20 protein-coding genes are annotated in these 17,175 nt (G+C 66.3%); 6 read left to right on the top strand and 14 right to left on the bottom strand.

Annotated elements, in window-relative coordinates; all coding sequences use genetic code 11:
* Positions 1-11: 11 nt before the first annotated feature.
* A complete protein-coding gene (locus AC1DYS_RS16430) occupies positions 12-569 on the bottom strand; it encodes a DUF2244 domain-containing protein (protein WP_477900992.1) in 558 nt (185 codons plus the stop codon).
* A gap of 145 nt (positions 570-714) precedes the next feature.
* Positions 715-1,506 carry a class I SAM-dependent methyltransferase gene (locus AC1DYS_RS16425; protein WP_477900990.1) on the bottom strand — a complete coding sequence of 264 codons (792 nt, stop codon included), beginning with the start codon at positions 1,504-1,506 and terminating at the stop codon, positions 715-717.
* A 144-nt stretch (positions 1,507-1,650) separates the two neighbouring features.
* Here AC1DYS_RS16425 and AC1DYS_RS16420 point away from each other — a divergent pair, with 144 nt between their 5' ends.
* A complete protein-coding gene (locus AC1DYS_RS16420; protein WP_477900988.1) occupies positions 1,651-2,358 on the top strand; it encodes a ComFC family protein in 708 nt (235 codons plus the stop codon).
* An 18-nt stretch (positions 2,359-2,376) separates the two neighbouring features.
* Complete coding sequence (gene trmL, locus AC1DYS_RS16415; protein WP_477900986.1) at positions 2,377-2,847, top strand: tRNA (uridine(34)/cytosine(34)/5-carboxymethylaminomethyluridine(34)-2'-O)-methyltransferase TrmL; 471 nt, start codon at positions 2,377-2,379, stop codon at positions 2,845-2,847.
* A gap of 4 nt (positions 2,848-2,851) precedes the next feature.
* Here the strand turns inward: trmL and AC1DYS_RS16410 are convergent, their stop codons facing one another.
* The 4 genes from AC1DYS_RS16410 to AC1DYS_RS16395 form a co-directional block, all read right to left on the bottom strand.
* The gene (locus tag AC1DYS_RS16410; protein WP_477900984.1) at positions 2,852-3,838 is read right to left on the bottom strand and encodes an NAD(P)H-dependent glycerol-3-phosphate dehydrogenase; all 987 of its coding nucleotides are present in this window, start codon (positions 3,836-3,838) and stop codon (positions 2,852-2,854) included.
* 16 nt (positions 3,839-3,854) lie between these two features.
* Entirely contained in the window at positions 3,855-4,322 is a 468-nt protein-coding gene (gene secB / locus AC1DYS_RS16405) for a protein-export chaperone SecB (RefSeq protein ID WP_047493660.1), read from the bottom strand.
* Positions 4,323-4,453: 131 nt separating this feature from the next.
* A complete protein-coding gene (gene grxC, locus AC1DYS_RS16400; protein ID WP_477900982.1) occupies positions 4,454-4,720 on the bottom strand; it encodes a glutaredoxin 3 in 267 nt (88 codons plus the stop codon).
* Between the two features lie 27 nt (positions 4,721-4,747).
* On the bottom strand, positions 4,748-5,158 hold the full coding sequence (locus AC1DYS_RS16395; protein ID WP_477900980.1) for a rhodanese-like domain-containing protein: 411 nt from the start codon (positions 5,156-5,158) through the stop codon (positions 4,748-4,750).
* A gap of 86 nt (positions 5,159-5,244) precedes the next feature.
* Between AC1DYS_RS16395 and gpmA the strand changes: the two genes are divergently transcribed.
* Complete coding sequence (gene gpmA, locus AC1DYS_RS16390; protein WP_477900978.1) at positions 5,245-5,991, top strand: 2,3-diphosphoglycerate-dependent phosphoglycerate mutase; 747 nt, start codon at positions 5,245-5,247, stop codon at positions 5,989-5,991.
* A gap of 10 nt (positions 5,992-6,001) precedes the next feature.
* On the opposite strand, the gene AC1DYS_RS16385 is transcribed toward gpmA, so the two are convergent.
* Positions 6,002-7,306: an MATE family efflux transporter gene (locus tag AC1DYS_RS16385; RefSeq protein ID WP_477900976.1), complete on the bottom strand. Its 1,305-nt coding sequence runs from the start codon at positions 7,304-7,306 to the stop codon at positions 6,002-6,004.
* A 308-nt stretch (positions 7,307-7,614) separates the two neighbouring features.
* Between AC1DYS_RS16385 and AC1DYS_RS16380 the strand changes: the two genes are divergently transcribed.
* Together AC1DYS_RS16380 and AC1DYS_RS16375 are read left to right on the top strand one after the other, a co-directional pair.
* Positions 7,615-8,403: a substrate-binding periplasmic protein gene (locus AC1DYS_RS16380; protein ID WP_477900974.1), complete on the top strand. Its 789-nt coding sequence runs from the start codon at positions 7,615-7,617 to the stop codon at positions 8,401-8,403.
* 19 nt (positions 8,404-8,422) lie between these two features.
* Entirely contained in the window at positions 8,423-11,011 is a 2,589-nt protein-coding gene (locus AC1DYS_RS16375; RefSeq protein ID WP_477900972.1) for a CHASE domain-containing protein, read from the top strand.
* 15 nt (positions 11,012-11,026) lie between these two features.
* Here AC1DYS_RS16375 and lhpI read toward each other — a convergent pair whose 3' ends face one another.
* The gene (gene lhpI / locus AC1DYS_RS16370; protein WP_477900970.1) at positions 11,027-11,962 is read right to left on the bottom strand and encodes a bifunctional Delta(1)-pyrroline-2-carboxylate/Delta(1)-piperideine-2-carboxylate reductase; all 936 of its coding nucleotides are present in this window, start codon (positions 11,960-11,962) and stop codon (positions 11,027-11,029) included.
* Positions 11,963-12,077: 115 nt separating this feature from the next.
* On the opposite strand from lhpI, the gene AC1DYS_RS16365 reads away from it, so the two are divergent.
* Positions 12,078-12,566 carry a pilin gene (locus AC1DYS_RS16365; protein ID WP_477900968.1) on the top strand — a complete coding sequence of 163 codons (489 nt, stop codon included), beginning with the start codon at positions 12,078-12,080 and terminating at the stop codon, positions 12,564-12,566.
* A 4-nt stretch (positions 12,567-12,570) separates the two neighbouring features.
* On the opposite strand, the gene AC1DYS_RS16360 is transcribed toward AC1DYS_RS16365, so the two are convergent.
* Genes AC1DYS_RS16360 through AC1DYS_RS16335 form a run of 6 tightly spaced genes read right to left on the bottom strand, consistent with a single transcriptional unit; the run spans position 12,571 to position 17,152 of the window.
* Complete coding sequence (locus AC1DYS_RS16360) at positions 12,571-13,338, bottom strand: lysophospholipid acyltransferase family protein (protein ID WP_477900966.1); 768 nt, start codon at positions 13,336-13,338, stop codon at positions 12,571-12,573.
* A complete protein-coding gene (locus AC1DYS_RS16355) occupies positions 13,335-14,630 on the bottom strand; it encodes a dihydroorotase (protein ID WP_477900964.1) in 1,296 nt (431 codons plus the stop codon). The genes AC1DYS_RS16360 and AC1DYS_RS16355 overlap by 4 nt, the downstream gene beginning before the upstream one ends.
* Before the next feature lie 16 nt (positions 14,631-14,646).
* Positions 14,647-15,603 carry an aspartate carbamoyltransferase catalytic subunit gene (locus tag AC1DYS_RS16350; protein ID WP_477900962.1) on the bottom strand — a complete coding sequence of 319 codons (957 nt, stop codon included), beginning with the start codon at positions 15,601-15,603 and terminating at the stop codon, positions 14,647-14,649.
* Positions 15,604-15,654: 51 nt separating this feature from the next.
* Complete coding sequence (gene pyrR / locus AC1DYS_RS16345) at positions 15,655-16,155, bottom strand: bifunctional pyr operon transcriptional regulator/uracil phosphoribosyltransferase PyrR (protein WP_477900960.1); 501 nt, start codon at positions 16,153-16,155, stop codon at positions 15,655-15,657.
* Positions 16,152-16,553: a Holliday junction resolvase RuvX gene (gene ruvX / locus AC1DYS_RS16340; RefSeq protein WP_477900958.1), complete on the bottom strand. Its 402-nt coding sequence runs from the start codon at positions 16,551-16,553 to the stop codon at positions 16,152-16,154. Before ruvX ends, pyrR begins: the two co-directional genes overlap by 4 nt.
* Positions 16,554-16,564: 11 nt before the next feature.
* Positions 16,565-17,152 (bottom strand): YqgE/AlgH family protein, encoded by a 588-nt coding sequence (locus AC1DYS_RS16335; RefSeq protein WP_477900956.1) that lies wholly within the window; start codon positions 17,150-17,152, stop codon positions 16,565-16,567.
* Positions 17,153-17,175 lie beyond the last annotated feature (23 nt).

The raw sequence follows: 17,175 nt of genomic DNA, 5'->3' as shown, positions 1-17,175 counted from the left end.
GTTTTCAAAATTCACATCGAAGCGGTCAGCGTTCCACCCTGACGCCACCGGCCCAGCGCCCAGCGCAGTTCCGACGCCAGCTGGCTGCGCTGTTCGGGCCGAACGAAGCGCCCCACCGCAATGCGCCGCCCCTGGCCAGACAACTCGATCAGGGACCGGTCGCCGTGACCGGGTTCCACCCGGACCCACGCCGGCTGGAACTCAACGCGTTCCACATGCGATCCGCTGGCGTGCTCCACCGTCAGCCGATCGTTCCTCAATTCAATGCGCTCGCTGTCAGCCGCATGGCGAGCCACCACCCACAACGCACAACCCACCGCCAGCATTTCAATGCCGGCGAAAGGCATCACCATGCGCGCCCCCTGAACCCAGAATCCCGCTGCAATCCCAAACGACAACACGCACAGCGACACATAGAACGCCAGCAGTTGCCTGGGTGCAATGGAGTTGGTGCGCTGGAGCAGCCAGTCGATGCCCGATTCGGCACCTACTTTCGCCTCGCGCCCCAAACGGATGGGTGTGGGGGCCGAACCCGAATGCCACGCCGCCATCGAACTGGTTGCAAGCATGCGGTCAGGACTCCACCGGCTTCAAGCTGGCAGATCCACCAGAAGTACCCCACCAACGCTGTTCGGCGCGCACAAGACCCCCGGGTGAACTTGCATTTTTCAAGCCCACAAGTTTAACGCAGGCTTTTGTGCCCCTCCAATGGGCTCAACCACGGGTTGATTTGTTGCGCACCATCGTGCGCATGTCGTCCAGCGAAACAGTGGTTTCGGCGCTCAACGGAACGCGTGGCACGGCCTTGAAGGCGTGGCCATAGGCCACTTCGAACTGCAGGTGGATGCGCCCATCGGGGCCGGCCATTTCGCGCAGCCCGGCCAGCAGGCGCGTTCGCCAGCGCGGCGTGCGCAAGCCGGCAAAACGATCGGGTGACGCGTTGGCACCGAGGCCGTGCAACTCTCGCAGCAAGGCCTCGGGGTCGTCCCAGGTGAGCGTGAGCACCTCCTGGTCCATCACCGGGTCGGCAAAGCCGGCATGAACAAGCATGTCACCCAGGTCGTGCATGTCGACGAAGTCGGCCATCGGTGGTGGCCAGCCCATGCGCCGGTAGAGATCGCTCAAGCCGCGCAAACTGCCCGGGCCGAGGCAGGAGAACATCACGAACCCGTCCACGCCCAATGCGCGATGCCATCGCGCAATCAGAGCGGCCGGGTCCACCGACGCATGCAGCATCATGTTGGCCCACACCAGTTGCACGCTGGCCGGCGCCACGTCATCGGGACCCAACACCTGCGGTGCCGGCCCGCGCCAATGGCGTGCCGACCACCACGGCGACTTGGCCGCAACCCGACTGCGTTCACGCAATGCGTCGGTCGGTTCAACGACGAAACGCTGCGCCGCCGGATAAGCCTCGGTCAACAGTGCTTCGCCCGCCCCCGCAAAGCCCCACCAATCGAGCACGGCCTGCGGCTTGGCGCGGATGATGTCCAGGCGCTCGGCCATGCGGCGCGCCACTTCAGTGTGAAGCCACGGCGCTGCCTCAGCGCGGGCCAACCGCCTGAGACAGGCTCGCACCGCCATCACATCGAGGTGTCGTGTCGTGGAGGCAGAGGGCTCGCTCATGGAGAGCGGCAGTATATTGACCCGATGCTTTTCACGCGCCTGCTCCGGCAAGTCCCCAGCCTGTGTGCGGTGTGCCGGAGTTGGGGCACGCAGACCCTTTGCACCGCCTGCGTCGAGCGGTTCGCGTCACCGGTGCCGCGCTGCGAGCGTTGCGCGTTGCGAGTGCCGCATGGCGTCCGCATCTGCGGCGCGTGTCTCGTCGACCCGCCTGCGTTCGACGGCGCAGTGGCCGGTGTGGACTACGCGCATCCCTGGTCGGCACTGATCACGCAGTTCAAGTTCCACGCGATGCTGGATCTGGGCGAGGCACTGTCATCGCTGCTGCGATCGGCTCAGGAACGCGCGGCCTCACCTGTGCCGCAACTCTTGCTCCCCGTGCCGCTGAGCACGCAGCGACTGCGCGAACGTGGTTTCAACCAAGCCTGGGAGCTGACACGTCGAGTGGCCCGCGCACTGCATGCCGAGGCCGACGCACATTTGCTGCTGCGCGTGAGAGACACGCCGCACCAGTTGGCATTGCCGCCCGAGCAACGCGCGGCCAACGTGCGAGGCGCGTTCGCGGTGGAACCGCTGCGGCGTTCGGACCTCGCTGGCCGATCGGTGGCCGTGATCGACGACGTGCTGACCACCGGCGCGACCTTCGCCGAGATCGCACGCGTGCTCAAGCAGGCCGGCGCTTCTCGGGTCGAAGCCTGGGCCCTCGCGCGCACACCTCGCCCTGGCTTGGGCTGAGCCGACAATCGCAGCCTCATGTTCAACATCGTCCTGGTCCATCCCGAAATACCGCCTAACACCGGCAACGTGATCCGCCTCGCGGCCAACACCGGCTGCGCACTGCACCTGATCGAACCACTCGGGTTCTCGATGGACGACAAGCTGCTGCGCCGCGCGGGGCTGGACTATCACGAGTACGCCCGCGTGCAGCGCCACGCCTCGTGGCCTGCATTCCTGAGCAGCGCGCAGCCTGACATGGCACGGCTCTTCGCCTTCACCACGCGCGGGAGCCAGCCGTTCTCGCAGGTCACGTGGCAGGCAGACGATTGGCTGGTCTTCGGGTCGGAAACAGCAGGACTGCCCGCCGACTTGCGCGAAACCATTCCGACCGCGCAACGCGTGCGTTTGCCCATGCGCGCAGAGCAGCGCAGCCTCAACCTCAGCAATGCGGTGGCAGTGGCGGTGTTCGAAGCCTGGCGCCAGAACGGCTACGACGGCGGAGCCTGAGCGCCTAGCTTTCGCGCCGCGCGTCGCGCGACATCAGCTCCTGGATCGCTCCCACCGGGCTGATGCGCCCATCGAGCACACGCACCACCGCTTCGGTGATGGGCATGTCAACACCGCTCTGCTGTGCGCGGCTCAGCACCACCGAGGCACAGGCCACGCCTTCGGCCACGTGGCCGAGCTCCTTCAGTATCTGAGCGAGCGGCAAACCTTGGGCGAGCAGCAGCCCGACCTTGCGATTGCGAGACAGGTCGCCCGTGGACGTCAACACGAGATCGCCCAGGCCGCTCAGTCCCATGAAGGTCTCGGCCCGCGCACCCAGCGTCACGCCCAGGCGCGTCATCTCGGCGAGGCCGCGAGTGATGAGGGCAGCGCGCGCGTTGAGCCCGAGTTGCATGCCGTCGGCAATGCCGGTGGCGATGGCCATCACGTTCTTCACCGCGCCGCCCACTTCCACGCCAACCGGGTCGCTCGACGCGTAGATGCGCAGGCTGTCGCTGTGAAACGCCTCGACCGCCAGTTGGCACAGCGCCTCATCGGCGCTCGCCGCTACCAACGCAGCGGGTTGGCCGCGCGCCACCTCGAGCGCAAAACTCGGGCCGGACAGGATGCCGACGTTCGCAGCGCCCGGTCTCGAGGCACGCGCCACTTCATGGCCCAGCAGGCCGGTGCCTTCCTGGAATCCCTTGCACAGCCAGAGCACGCCAGCAGAGGTGTCAGGCAGGCGCTGCAGCATCTCGTGCAGCCCGGCCATCGGCGTCGCGATGACGATCAGGCCATCACGGCCATGCGCGACCGCCCTGTCGAAATCGGTGTCGATTTGAAGCGCCTTGGGCAGCGCCACCCCCGACAGATAACGCCGGTTCTCGCGTGCCGACTGCATCAGCAGCGCCTGCTGCGTATCGCGCGCCCACAGCAGCGTGGCATGGCGTGCGGCCGTGCTCACTGCCAGCGCCGTTCCCCAGGCGCCGGCGCCCAGCACCGTCAGATTCATCGGTGCCTGGCGGTGATCAGTTCAGGCTGGCGGGCGCGCCGTTGGCTGCGGTCGCCTGTTGCTGTTGCGCTTCGAACATCGCCTGGAAGTTCACTTCGGCCAGCACCACCGGCGGGAAGCCGGCGCGCGTGCACACGTCAGAGACGATCGCGCGCAGGTATGGGTAAATGATTTGCGGGCAAGCGATGCCGATGATGGGCTGCAGCTGGTCGTCGGGGATGTTGCGGATTTCGAAGATGCCGGCCTGCTTGGCTTCCACCAGGAACAGCGTCTTGTCGGCCACGGTGGTCGTGACGGTGGCCGTGACGGTCACTTCATAGATGCCGTCGACCACCGGCGCCGCGGCCAGGTTGAGGTTGATGTCGACCTGGGGCTGAGCCTGCTCCAGCAGGATCTGCGGTGAGTTGGGTTGCTCCAGCGACAGGTCCTTCAGGTAGACGCGCTGAATCTGGAACACGGGAGTGGAAGTGGTTTCGTCGGCCATGGTGGTCTCGCGGAAAAAAGGGTGAAAGCAAAAGGCCCGCACCCGTGGTGCTGCGGACTGAGCCTTGAATTATGGCCGACGGGAAATGACGGCCCGCGACCTTCGGATACCGGGGATGGGTCCCGGTGAACCTAGTTGGCGGCGCCGTTCAACAGCGGCATCAAGCCACCGCGTTGGTCGAGCGCGACCAGGTCATCGCAGCCGCCGACATGGGTGCTGCCGATGAAAATCTGCGGCACCGTACGGCGGCCAGTGATCTGGATCATGGTGTCGCGCTGCGAGGGGTCCAGGTCCACACGCACTTCGTCGATCTCGTCAACGCCACGCTGCTTGAGCAGCATCTTGGCGCGTTGACAAAACGGGCACACCTGGGTGGTGTACATCTTCACCGCCTGCATTCACTGCCTCCTGTGGTCCAGCTGAGATCAGGCCGATTTCTCGACCGGCAGATTGGCTTCGCGCCACGCCTTCAGGCCACCGGCCAGAGGACGCGCATTCGCGAAACCGAGCTTGTGTAGGGTACCCACGGCGCGCGAAGCGCGCGCGCCGGTCGCGCACACCACCACCAGCGGCAAGGCCTTGTTCTTGGGCAGGTCGCCAGCCGATTCCAGCTTGGCCAGGGGCACGTTCTTCGAACCACCGGCATGGCCTGCGGCGTACTCTGCCGGCTCGCTCACATCGATCAGAACGGCACGCTCGCGATTGATCAGTTGCACCGCTTCGGCAGCAGATACCCCGCCGCCTTGCGCGCCCGCACGCAGGCGCGGCCACAGCAGCAATCCACCCGAAACCAGGGCCACCGCGATCAGATACCAGTTGTCGACTATGAATTTCACGAAGAGGCCCAGGGTGTTGGAAGCAAACGCGAATTATAGAATTCAGGCCTCTGTCGCCTGAATTCAATCCCTCGCCTACCCACGCCATGTACAAACTTGTGCTCATTCGCCACGGCGAGTCGACCTGGAACCTCGAAAACCGATTCACTGGCTGGGTCGACGTGGAGCTCACGCCCACCGGCGTGGCGCAAGCGCAGCAGGCCGGGCGGCTGCTGAAGGAGAACGGGTACGACTTCGACGTGGCCTACACCTCCGTGCTCAAGCGCGCCATCTGGACCCTCTGGCACACGCTCGACCAGATGGACCGCACCTGGCTGCCGGTGGTGCACCACTGGCGTTTGAACGAACGCCACTACGGTGGCCTGCAAGGCCTGAACAAGGCCGAGACCGCCAAGCAGTACGGCGACGAGCAGGTGCTGATCTGGCGCCGCAGCTACGACACCCCGCCGCCGCCGCTGGCCGCAGACGCTCCGCTCAGCCAACGCAGCGACATCCGTTACGCCAAGTTGAAGCCCGAAGACGTTCCGCTGACCGAATGCCTCAAGGACACCGTGGCCCGCGTGATGCCGGTTTGGAACGACAGCATCGCGCCCGCCATCAAGGCTGGCAAGCGCATCGTGATCGCCGCGCACGGCAACAGCATCCGCGCACTGGTGAAGTACCTGGACAACATCGCCGACGACGACATCGTCGGCGTGAACATCCCCAACGGCATCCCGCTGGTCTATGAGCTGGATGCGCAGCTGAAGCCCATCAAGAGCTACTACCTGGGTGACGCCGAAGCTGCAGCCAAGGCCGCCGCGGCGGTGGCCAACCAGGGCAAGAAGGGCTGAGCGCCGCGCCTCAGCGCAGCAGGCGGTGGCGCGTCCACGCCTGGCCGCGCAGGCGCTTGCGAAAAAGCCAGCCGCGAACCACCCAGTCGCCGAACATCCCCAACCACACACCGACAACGCCCAGGCCGAGCATGATGCCCAGGCCATAGCCGGCCAGGATGCGCAGCCCCCACATCGTCGCGGTGCCGACGGCCAGCGCGTAGCGCGTGTCGCCTGCTCCCCGCAAGCCGGCCGGCAGCACGAACGATGTCGCCCACACCGGCATGAACAGGCAACTGAGCCAGATCAACCAGGTGGCTTGCCGCCTCACCTCGGGGTCGTTGCCGAACAGGCCCGCCAACGGCCAGGCCAAAGGCAAGACCACGAGTGCCAAGGCGGTGAGCGCCCAGCGTGCGCTGCGGATCAGCCGCAGCAGCAGGCGCTGTGCAGCAAATGCCCGGCCGGCACCGAGGCTCAACCCCACCAGTGTGGTCGCGGCCACACCCAGCGCGGTGCCTGGCGCGTTGAGCAGCGCACTGACATAGGCCGCCACGAAATTGGCGGCCATGGCGCTGGTGCCCAGGCCGACCACCATCGTCTGCGTGATCACCTTGCCCACATGAAAGAACGAGGCCTCGAGCGCGGCCGGCCAGCCCACGCGCAGGATGGCGCGGACGAATTCGCTGCGCACCGGCCAGCCTGGCWGGTGTGCAGCGCGCCGCTGCAGCGTGGGCCACAGCGCCAACAAGGCCAGTGCCGCTCCCGCACTGCGTGCGATCAGCAAGGCCACCCCGGCACCGCCCACGCTGCCGTCGACGCCCCGCATGAACAACGCTGCGAACACGATCTGCAGCAGGTTCATGGCAACCTGCACGCGCATGGCCGCATCGGTGCGTGCCATGCCACGCAGCACACCGCAACCCACCATCACCAGCGAGGTGGGCAGCCCGGCGGCAATGAGCCAACGGAAGTAGTGATCCGCCTGCGTCACCACCGACGCTTCGGCACCTGGCAGCAGCAACGCGAGCCAGCCACTTCGCGTGAACCACAGCAGCGTGGCCACCAGCACCCCGCCGCACAGCGCCATCAGCAACGCGCTGAAGGCCACAGCACGCAGGTCGTCGCGGCGGCCAGCGCCCAGGCAATGAGCCACCGTGACGATGGAACCCATGGCGAGGCCGCCATACACCGCGTTCAGCAGGAAGCCCAGCGCATCGATCATGCCGATGGCAGCCACCGACGCCGGCCCGAGGTGGCTGGCCAGCGCCATCACCACCGCGCCGGTCAGCACAAGGGCCAGCTCCTGCACCAGCACCGGCCCCGCCAGGGCCCACACGCCACGGGGACGCGCGAAATATTTGCGAACCAGAAAACGAGCCAGGCGCAAACGGGCGGAATGTGAGGAAACGGGAGTCAAAGCGTGTGGGGCCAGCGGAGCCTCGACCATAGCGCAGACCCTGGACGGCATGCTGTCGCCTGGGCAACTTGCGGCACGGGATCCACACGCCAGCGAGCGCCAAGCGCCGGTGACCTGCGTGATGTTTTGCACGGCGGGTGCCGGCCAGCCTCATAGACACTCTGCAGGTTGCGCAGCAAGGCGCGATGGCCCACTATGCTCGTCCATCGTCCCAAGAGAACACGAACATGCGACTGCTCCGCTGCTTCCTGCTGATGTGGACGCTTGTGCTGGGCTCGCATGCCGCCTTTGCAGATGGCAAGCCCGATTGTTCCCGTTCGCTGAGCCTGGCCCTTCACGACCACGGCCTGCTCTACTCCACGCAGACGAACGAAGGCATCGACAAGGACATCGCCGATGAACTTTCGCGACGCAGTGGCTGCAAGCTCGTCATCACGGTGATGCCGCGCGCGCGCATCTGGCAGCTCATCGAATCCGGCGGCCTCGACTTCAGCCTTTCGGGCATCACCAACGAATCCCGCGACCGATTTGCCGCCTTTGCCTGGTACTTCGCCAACAAGTACTACCTGCTGGTACGCCAGGATGCAGAGGTGAAGACACTCGCTGACTTCGAGCGCAATACCGCGCTGCGGCTGGGCGCGATACGCAGCTTTCGCTACAACCCGAGCGCCAACCAACTGGTCGACAAACTCGACGGTGAGCAGCGCGTGAGCTTCGCCAACAGCCTCGACCCGCTCTACGAAATACTGCTCGACAAGCGCATCCAGGGGATGATCATCGAGCCCTTCGACTACCCCACGGTGCAGCGTGCAGCCATTCGCGCACAGACCTCCATCCTCGAGTTCGATGACCCGCCGGTGCCGCACGGGCTGATCATGTCGAAGAAGAGCCTGCCTGTGGCACAGCAAGAAGCCTGGCGCGCACTGATCAAAGAGATGCGTGCCGACGGCACGGTGCAGCGGATTTTCCAGAAGTACTTCCCCGCCGATCTGGCGCGCACCATGACGCAGTACTGAGACCGAGCGAGAACTCCGCTTGAAACGCGCGCTCCCGCTCCTGCTGGCCCTGACTGTCGGCGCCGGCTCGCTCGGCATCACCGCTTGGTTGTGGCGGCTCGAGAAGGAAACCGACGCACGCAGCCTCCGCGCGAGTTTCGAGACCGCCGTGCGCCAGACCGCCGACCGCATCGAGCAGCGCACCAGCAGCTACGAGCAGATCCTGCGCGGCCTGCAAGGCCTGTTCATGGCCAACGAACGCGTCGACCGCGCCAGTTTCGAAACCTACGTGAACGCGCTGCTGGCCGGTACCGACATCGCCGGCCTGCAGGCCTTTGCCTATGGCCCGCTGCTGCCCGGCGAGCAAGCCCCCGCTCACGTCGCCATGCAGCGAGCCAGTGGCGTCGTCAGCTACACCATCGCGCCCGCTGGCCAACGCGACACCTATGTGCCGGTCACCTACATTGCGCCGGGCGTCGGATACAACCTCAGGGCGCTGGGCTACGACATCTACTCCGACCCGGTGCGTCGCGCTGCCCTGCTGAAGGCGCGCGATTCGGGCACCGTGGCAGTCACCGGCCGAGTTCGCCTGGTGACCGAGCCCGACGGGGAACCGCAGTACGGTTTTCTGATGGTGCTGCCGCTGTATGCCAAGGGGCAAGCGCTCGACAGCATCGAGGCCCGGCGCAAGAACCTCGAAGGCTGGGTGTGGGCCGGCGTGCGCATGGGCGATTTGATGTCGAGCCTGTACGGCGAAAGCACGCCCGGCCTGGCCGTGCGCATCGACGACACCGCCCAACCCGGCAGCGACACGGCCGTGTTTCGCTCGGGCGCCACCGACGACGCCACACCACCGCGCTTCGAGACGCAGGAGTTCGTCAGCGTCGCAGGCCGTACCTGGACGGTCTCGGTGCGCACGCTCGCCGCCTTCGAACAGCGCCACCATCGCGATTCGACCCGCATCATCCTCGTGGCCGGTGTCGGGCTCAGCCTCCTGCTGACGCTGCTCACCTATCTGCTGATCACGGGGCGAGCCCGCGCCTACGGCGTGGCCCATGCGATGACACGCGAGTTGCGCGACAGCGAAGAGCGCTACCGGCGCATCGTCGAGACCGCGAACGAAGGCATCTGGCTCATCGACGCGCAGCAACGCATTGCCTTCGCCAACCCGAAGATGCTGCAGATGCTGGGTTGCGCTGCGAGCGACATGCAGAACCGGCCCTTGCTCGATTTCATCCACGAGCACGACCGGCCGATCGCGCTGGCCGACATCGAACGGCAGGAGGCAGCTCCGCGCGAGCCGCGCGACCTGCGTTTTCGCCGGCCCGACGGCTCCGACCTCTGGGCCGCGATGTCGGTGGCGCCCATCGTCGATGCGAGCGGCAAACCGGCCGGCGCGCTCGGCATGGTCACCGACATCACCGAACGCAAGCAGGCCGAGGCCAAGCGCGGCCTGCTCGAATCGCAGCTTCGCGAGTCGCAGAAGATGGAAGCCATCGGCACGCTGGCTGGCGGCATTGCACACGACTTCAACAACATCCTCGCGGCCATTCTCGGCAACGCCGCACTCGCACGGCAACAGGCCGCCGCGAACTCTGCGGACCAGACCTGCCTGGAGCAGATCGAACTGGCCGGCGTGCGCGGCCGCAGCCTGGTGCAGAAGATCCTCGCGTTCAGCCGCATGCAGCCGCATGTGCTGGTGAGCCAGCCGATGCGGCCGCTGGTCGAGCAATCGGTCGCCTTGCTGCGCGCCACGTTGCCGGCTTCGGTGGAGCTGTCGCTCGATCTCAGCGACGAGCCGCTGCTGGTGGGAGCAGACGCCACGCAGGTCCAACAGGTCTTGACGAACCTCTGCACCAACGCCTGGCACGCGCTGCTGGGCCGCAGCGGCCGCATCACGATCGGGCTCGACGCCGCCGAGCTGCGCGCCGATCCCGCGCGCGGCCTGGGCACGGTCGAGCCCGGACGCTACGCGCACCTGTGGGTTAGCGACACCGGCACCGGCATGAGCGAACTCACCCGCTCGCGGGTGTTCGAGCCCTTTTTCACGACCAAGCCGGTGGGCCAGGGCACGGGCCTCGGGTTGTCGGTGGTGCATGGCATCGTGAGCGCGCACCAGGGGGCCATCACCGTCGACAGCACGCTCGGCCACGGCAGCACCTTCCACCTGTACTTTCCGCTGGTGCTGGCCGAGAACAGTGTGGCCGAGGTGGCGGCATCACCGCCGCGTGCACCGCAGGGAAGCGGGCAGCACGTGCTGTACGTCGACGACGACCCCGCAATGCTGCTGCTGGTCGAAAGCCTGCTCCAGCGCGCGGGCTACCGCGTCACCGCGATTGAGCGGCCGCGAGAGGCCATTGAACGCATTCGCACCCAGCCCGATGCTTTCGACCTCGTCGTCACCGACTACAACATGCCCGAAGTCACCGGCATGGATCTGGTCTTGGCGGTGGCGCGCATTCGGCCGGACCTGCCCTTAGTCATCAGCTCGGGCTATGTGTCCGACGACATGCGTGAGAAAGCAAAACACGCCGGCGTGCGCGGGCTGATCCAGAAGGAATACACGCTCGAGCAGTTGGCCGCGATCGTCCACGAGGTGTTGACGCCTGCCGCGCCGCTGCTCGAGTGAACCGATGACAGAACGTCAGGCCGCCGATTCGTAAACCAACACGGCTGCGGCCAGATCTTCGAGCGCCGTCCCCACCGACTTGAACAGCGTGCGCTCGACGGCCGACGTACGCCCTGCTCGTGCGCCACTGCACAGCTGCGCCAGTGTGCCGCGCACATCGCTCGATGCGAACACGCCGCGCGACATCGGTCCAAGCAGTTCGCCGCTCTTGTGCCATGCCTCTTCGGTGTCGACGTAGATGCTCGCGCCACGAAAGCAGTCGTCGTCGGCCTCCCGCATCGTTGGGGTGAAGCTGCCGATCAGGTCGAGGTGCGTCCCATCGCGCAGCCATTCACCGCGGATCAGTGGATCGGTGGACAGCGTGGCGCAGCTGACGATGTCGGCATCGGCGACCGCCTTTGCCAGGTCAGCGCAGGGCGCAGCTTCGAAACCACTCTCGCGCACAGCCGCAGCGAGCTGTGCGGCGGCCGGTAGCTTTCGGCTCCACACACTGACATTCTCAATGGGCAACACACTGCGGTACGCCTCCGCAAGCAGGCTGGCGACACGGCCGGCACCGACGATCAGAAGATGGCGCGAGGTGCGACGCGCCAGATAGGAAGCAGCCAGCGCAGACGCAGCAGCCGTCCGCCGCGACGTGATCTCGTTGCCGTCCATCTGAGCCAGCGGCACGCCGGTGCGAGCGTCGTAGAGCAGATACGTGGAATGCAGCCCCGGCAACCCTTGCTGCGAGTTGTCGGGCGCGATCATCACCGTCTTGACGCCGAAATAACGGCCCGCCTGCCAGGCCGGCATGATGAGCACGGTCACGCCACTGCCGCCTTCGATGGGCAGGCTGTGCACGTGGCGCGCCGGCACCTCGCAGCCGACGGAAAACATCTGCGCGACCGCGGGCACGAGGCGATCGAAGCCAAGGGCTTTTCGGGTGGCGAGTGTGTCGAACGTCTTCATGCTGCGGGCCTTACTGACTGTGACACAGCGACCCGTGCTTCGCCTGCGAGCCAGCGGCTCGATTGCCGCAGAATGCTCCCATCTCAGGCAAAGCGGCTCACCGCCGCCCTCACGCGTGAACACATCGATCCGCCGCTCTTCCGGTTTCACCCTCATCGAGGTCATGATCGTGGTGGCCATCATTGCCATCCTGGCGCTGATGGCCGTGCCCAGCCTGCAAGGCAAGTTCATCCGTGAGCAGATTGCCGAGGCCTTGCCATTGGCCGACATTGCCAAGAAGCCGATCGAGGCGGCCTGGTCGGTGATGAAGAGCATGCCGGACGACAACGCAGCGGTGGGCTTGCCGGTGCCGGACAAGATCGTCAACAACGTCGTGCAATCGGTCACCGTGGAGGCCGGCGCCATTCACATCGTGTTCGGCAACCGTGCCAACGGGGCCCTGAAGGGCAAGACCTTGACGCTGCGCCCCGCCGTGGTGGAAGACGCACCCGTGGTGCCTGTGACCTGGGTCTGCGGCCACGCCAAACCGCCCGACAAGATGAAGGCGATGGGCACGGACAAGACCGATGTCCCCAGCAGCTACCTGCCGGGCAGGTGCCTCTAACGGGTCAGTGCCCGGCCAGCGAAGACGCGTCGAATCCCAAGGCGCCGGCGATCTGGCTGCGTACGGTCTCGGCCAGCTCACGCCGCTCGCGTTCGTGTGTCGATAAGGCCGGTAGCTGCGTCACGAAGGCCCGCATGCGGTGCGCTGTGGCGACCTGCCACAGCGAGGTGACGAGGGTCGTGTCGCCGATCCACACCACGGCGCGGCTGGGCTGCGAATCGGCATCGATGTAGCGTAGGGCGATCGGCTGAAGCGGCGTGCCGGTCGACACCGCTGCCTGGAGCAAATTGGCATGGAAGGGCAGCAGCGTCGTGCCGTCGCCGGTGGTGCCTTCGGGGAACATCGCGATCGTGTGGCCCTGCTTGAGCGAGTCGGCGATCTGGTGCACCACACGCAAGGCATCACGCTTGCGTTCACGCTCGATGAACACGGTGCCGCCGTTCGCGACCAGCCAGCCCAGCAACGGCCACGCACGCACGTCGGCCTTCGAGACGAAGCGCGCGGGGTGTACCGCGTTGATGGCGAGGATGTCAAGCCACGACATGTGATTGGCGACCAGCAGCACCGGCCCGTCGTGTGAAATACCGGCGGATTCGATGTGCATGCCGAGGACGCGTGCCATCTTGGCGCACCAGGCGCCGACCTGCTGCATGCGCGTGGCCGGCCCGACGAACGGGAAGATGAACGCGCAACGCAACATGCCTGCGGCCAAGTGCACGCAGCAATGAGCCAGCCGCCATAGGCCGCGCAAGGTGCGCAACGGCGCGCTCAAGCGGCCTCGTAGGCCACATGGCCGGCAACCAGCGTGTACTTCACCCGACCGGGCAATTCGTACCCCGCGAACGGCGAATGTTTGCCCTGGCTCTTGAGCGCAGCGGGCTCCACCGTCCAGCGTGCCTTCTCGTCGAACAGGCAGATGTCGGCGACGCCGCCTTCAACCAGGCGGCCCGCGCTGGAAGAGAGCGAGCCCAGCGCGTCACCCAGCGCCCGCACGGGCTCGGATGTCACGGCAGCCAGCGTCTTGCCGAGGCCGATGCCCTGCTCTTCGCCCCACTTGAGCGCCAGGCTGAGCAGCAGCTCGAGGCCGGTCGCACCAGGTTCTGCCTCAGCGAACGGCAGCGTCTTCATGTCTTCGTCGACCGGCGTGTGGTCGCTGACGAGCGCGTCCACCGTGCCATCGGCCAGTGCGGCGCGGATCGCATCGCGGTCGCGCTGCTGCCTCAGCGGCGGCGTCAGGCGCATCGCGGCGTTGAAGTAGCCGATGTCCATGTCGGTGAGGTGCAGCTGGTTCACGCTCACGTCGCAGGTGACGGGCAATCCTTCCGCCTTGGCCACGCGCACGAGCGCGATGCCAGCGGCGCTGCTGAGGCGGCACAGGTGCACGCGAGCGCCGGTCACGCGCATCAATTCGAAGATGGTGTGCAGCGCGATCGTCTCGGCGATCACCGGTACGCCCGAGAGGCCGAGGCGGGTGGCGAGAGCACCGCTCGCGGCGACGCCCTTGCCGAGGTAAGCGTCTTGCGGACGCAGCCACACGGTATAGCCGAAGGTGGAGGCGTACTGCAGCGCGCGCTGCAGCACCATGGTGTCGGCCAGCGCCACGTCGGCCTGCGAGAACCCGACGCAACCGGCTTCGGTGAGTTCAGCCATCTCGGTCAGCACCTCGCCGGCCAGGCCGCGTGTCAACGCACCCAGCGGGTACAGGTGCGACTGGTTCAGGTTGCGTGCGCGGAACTTCAGCATCTCCACCAGGCCCGGCTCGTCGAGCGCCGGATCGGTGTCGGGCGGGCACACCAGGCTGGTGACGCCACCGGCCACGGCCGCAGCCATCTCCGACTCGAGCATGCCTTCATGCTCGTGGCCCGGCTCGCGCAAGCGCGCCGCGAGATCGACCAGCCCGGGCGCCACGACGAGGCCGCCGGCGTCGATGGTGCGTGTTGGCCGGAAGTCGGGGTTCACCTTGCCGAGCGACACGATGCGGCCGGCGGCAATCGCCACGTCACCGCTTTCATCGCGGCCGCTGGCCGGGTCGACCAACCGGCCGTTCTTGATCAGGAGTTTCATCTTGTTGTGTGCCCCTTCAAGCGTTGTTGCCTGCGATCGTCGACATCACCGCCATGCGCACCGCGATGCCAAAGGTGACCTGCGGCAGGATCACGCTCTGCTTGCCATCGGCCACCGACGAGTCGATCTCGACGCCACGGTTGATCGGGCCGGGGTGCATGACGATCGCATCGGGCTTGGCGTGCGCGAGTTTCTCTTGGGTGAGGCCGTAGTTCTTGAAGAACTCGCCGGCGCTGGGCAGCATGGCGCCGCTCATGCGCTCGTTCTGCAGGCGCAGCATGATGATCACGTCGGCGCCCTTGATGCCTTCGACCATGTCGTGGCACACGCGCACGCCCATCTCCTTCAGGTCGCCGGGCACCAGTGTCTTGGGACCGACGGCGCGGATCTCGGGCACGCCGAGCGTGGTGAGGGCATTGATGTCGGAGCGCGCCACGCGCGAGTGCACGATGTCACCAACGATGGCCACGGTGAGCTGGGTGAAGTCCTGCTTGTAGTGGCGGATGGTGTACATGTCGAGCAGCCCCTGCGTCGGGTGCGCATGCCGGCCGTCGCCGGCGTTCACCACGTGCACGTGCGGGGCGCAGTGCTGCGCGATCAGGTAGGGCGCGCCGCTCTCGCTGTGCCGCACGACGAACATGTCGGCATGCATGGCGCTGAGGTTCGCGATGGTGTCGAGCAGGCTCTCGCCCTTGGCGGCGCTCGACTTGGCGATGTCGAGGTTGATCACGTCGGCACTCAGGCGCTTGGCCGCGATCTCGAAGGTGGTGCGAGTGCGCGTGCTGTTCTCGAAGAAGAGATTGAACACGCTCTTGCCGCGCAGCAGCGGCACCTTCTTCACCTCGCGATCGTTGACACTCAGGAAGGTGCCGGCGGTGTCGAGAATGCTGTGCAGCACTGCGCGCGGCAGGCCTTCGATGGAGAGCAGGTGAATCAGCTCGCCGTGTTTGTTCAGCTGTGGGTTGCGTGTCATGTCAGATCTTTCGCAAGACCACGGGGCGGCGGCGGCGCAAGCTGGGGGTCATCATGTTCCCTCCTTGATGTCGAAGCTGAACCGGCCTTCGTCGTCACGCGCGAGGCGCAGCTTGTGTTCTCGGGGCAGCGCAATGCGCGCCGCCGAATACGCTGGCTGGATGGGCAATTCACGCCCGCCTCGGTCGACCAGCACCGCCAGCGTCACGCTCGCCGGGCGGCCGAAGTCGAACAGCTCGTTGATCACCGCGCGCGTGGTGCGGCCGGTGTAAAGCACGTCGTCGATCAGCACTATCGGCTTGCCTTCGATCTCGAAGGGCAGCTTGGTCGGGTCGGCGCTTGCCAGTCCCTTGGACCCGAAGTCGTCGCGGTGCAACGCGCTCGAGATCACGCCAGGCTCGCCGGCCAACTTCAAGTCGTGTTGCAGACGTTCGGCCAACCAGGCGCCACCAGACCAGATGCCGACCAGGACGGCATCGGGCTGCAGCAGGCCGCGCACGCCTGATAACAAGTCGAGGTACAAGGCCTCGGCGTTCAGATGCAAGGTGCTCATGTCAGGTCTCTCAAGAACTGCTCCAGGATGATCGCAGCGGAAGCCGCGTCGACGTCGGCTGCACCGGCCGCATGGGCCTCGGTCGTGGTGTAGCGCTCGTCCACCTCGTGCACCGGGAGCCTGAAGCGGCCATGCAGTTGGCGAGCGAAGCGCTGCGCGCGGGCGGTATTGTCATGCGGCGCACCGTCTGGGTGAAAAGGCACGCCGACGACCAGGGCGTCCGGCTGCCACTCGGTGATCAGGGCGCCCAATGCGGTGAAACGGGCGTCGCCCTCGGCGGCCACGGTTCGCAGCGGCGTGGCGGTGCGTGTGATGGTGTTGCCGCTGGCAACGCCAACGCGCTTGGTACCGAAATCGAAAGCTAGAAAGGAACGGGGAGGAGCAATCAGGTCGGACATCGCCGCACCCGTCATGCGTGCCCCGCCTCTTGCGACAGCATGCGGGGGTCGATGCCGAGCAGCGACAGGGCCTTGTCGTAGCGCTGCTCCACAGGAGTGTCGAAGATGATGCCGGGTTCGGCGCTGACGTTGATCCAACCGTTGCGGCCGATCTCTTCCTCGAGCTGGCCCGCGCTCCAGCCGCTGTAGCCCAGCGTCACCAGGATCTTCTTCGGGCCGGCGCCGTTCGAAAGCGCCTCCAGCACGTCTTTGCTGGTGGTCATCTCGAGCCCGCCCGGGATCTGCAGCGAGGAGTTGTAGTGGCCGCCTTCGCCCGCATCGCCATCCAGCCGCTCATGGAGCACGAAGCCCCGCTCGGTCTGCACCGGCCCGCCGAAGTAGACGGGCGCCTCGGCCAGGTCTTCGCGGTCGAGGGTGAGTTCGACCTTCTCGAACAGGTTCTTCAGCTTGATGTCGATCGGCTTGTTGATCACCAGTCCCAGCGCACCCTTGTCGGTGTGCTCGCACATGTAGATCACCGCTCCAGCGAAGGTGTCATCCGCCATGCCGGGCATGGCGATGAGGAATTGGTTGGTGAGGTTGATGGCGGTGCCAGACATGCCGTCGATTTTATTCCTGCGGC

The organism is Rhizobacter sp. P2_G4 (assembly GCF_056403575.1).
Note: the sequence above shows the minus strand (reverse complement) of the source record. Positions and strands in the feature narration are given on the sequence as shown.

Coding starts and splice junctions, on each gene's coding strand:
- AC1DYS_RS16430 (WP_477900992.1), bottom strand. CDS start 569: ATGCTTGCAACCAGTTCGATGGCGGCGTGGCATTCGGGTTCGGCCCCC.
- AC1DYS_RS16425 (WP_477900990.1), bottom strand. CDS start 1,506: ATGGCCGAGCGCCTGGACATCATCCGCGCCAAGCCGCAGGCCGTGCTC.
- AC1DYS_RS16420 (WP_477900988.1), top strand. CDS start 1,651: ATGCTTTTCACGCGCCTGCTCCGGCAAGTCCCCAGCCTGTGTGCGGTG.
- trmL (WP_477900986.1), top strand. CDS start 2,377: ATGTTCAACATCGTCCTGGTCCATCCCGAAATACCGCCTAACACCGGC.
- AC1DYS_RS16410 (WP_477900984.1), bottom strand. CDS start 3,838: ATGAATCTGACGGTGCTGGGCGCCGGCGCCTGGGGAACGGCGCTGGCA.
- secB (WP_047493660.1), bottom strand. CDS start 4,322: ATGGCCGACGAAACCACTTCCACTCCCGTGTTCCAGATTCAGCGCGTC.
- grxC (WP_477900982.1), bottom strand. CDS start 4,720: ATGCAGGCGGTGAAGATGTACACCACCCAGGTGTGCCCGTTTTGTCAA.
- gpmA (WP_477900978.1), top strand. CDS start 5,245: ATGTACAAACTTGTGCTCATTCGCCACGGCGAGTCGACCTGGAACCTC.
- AC1DYS_RS16380 (WP_477900974.1), top strand. CDS start 7,615: ATGCGACTGCTCCGCTGCTTCCTGCTGATGTGGACGCTTGTGCTGGGC.
- lhpI (WP_477900970.1), bottom strand. CDS start 11,962: ATGAAGACGTTCGACACACTCGCCACCCGAAAAGCCCTTGGCTTCGAT.
- AC1DYS_RS16355 (WP_477900964.1), bottom strand. CDS start 14,630: ATGAAACTCCTGATCAAGAACGGCCGGTTGGTCGACCCGGCCAGCGGC.
- AC1DYS_RS16350 (WP_477900962.1), bottom strand. CDS start 15,603: ATGACACGCAACCCACAGCTGAACAAACACGGCGAGCTGATTCACCTG.
- pyrR (WP_477900960.1), bottom strand. CDS start 16,155: ATGAGCACCTTGCATCTGAACGCCGAGGCCTTGTACCTCGACTTGTTA.
- ruvX (WP_477900958.1), bottom strand. CDS start 16,553: ATGTCCGACCTGATTGCTCCTCCCCGTTCCTTTCTAGCTTTCGATTTC.
- AC1DYS_RS16335 (WP_477900956.1), bottom strand. CDS start 17,152: ATGTCTGGCACCGCCATCAACCTCACCAACCAATTCCTCATCGCCATG.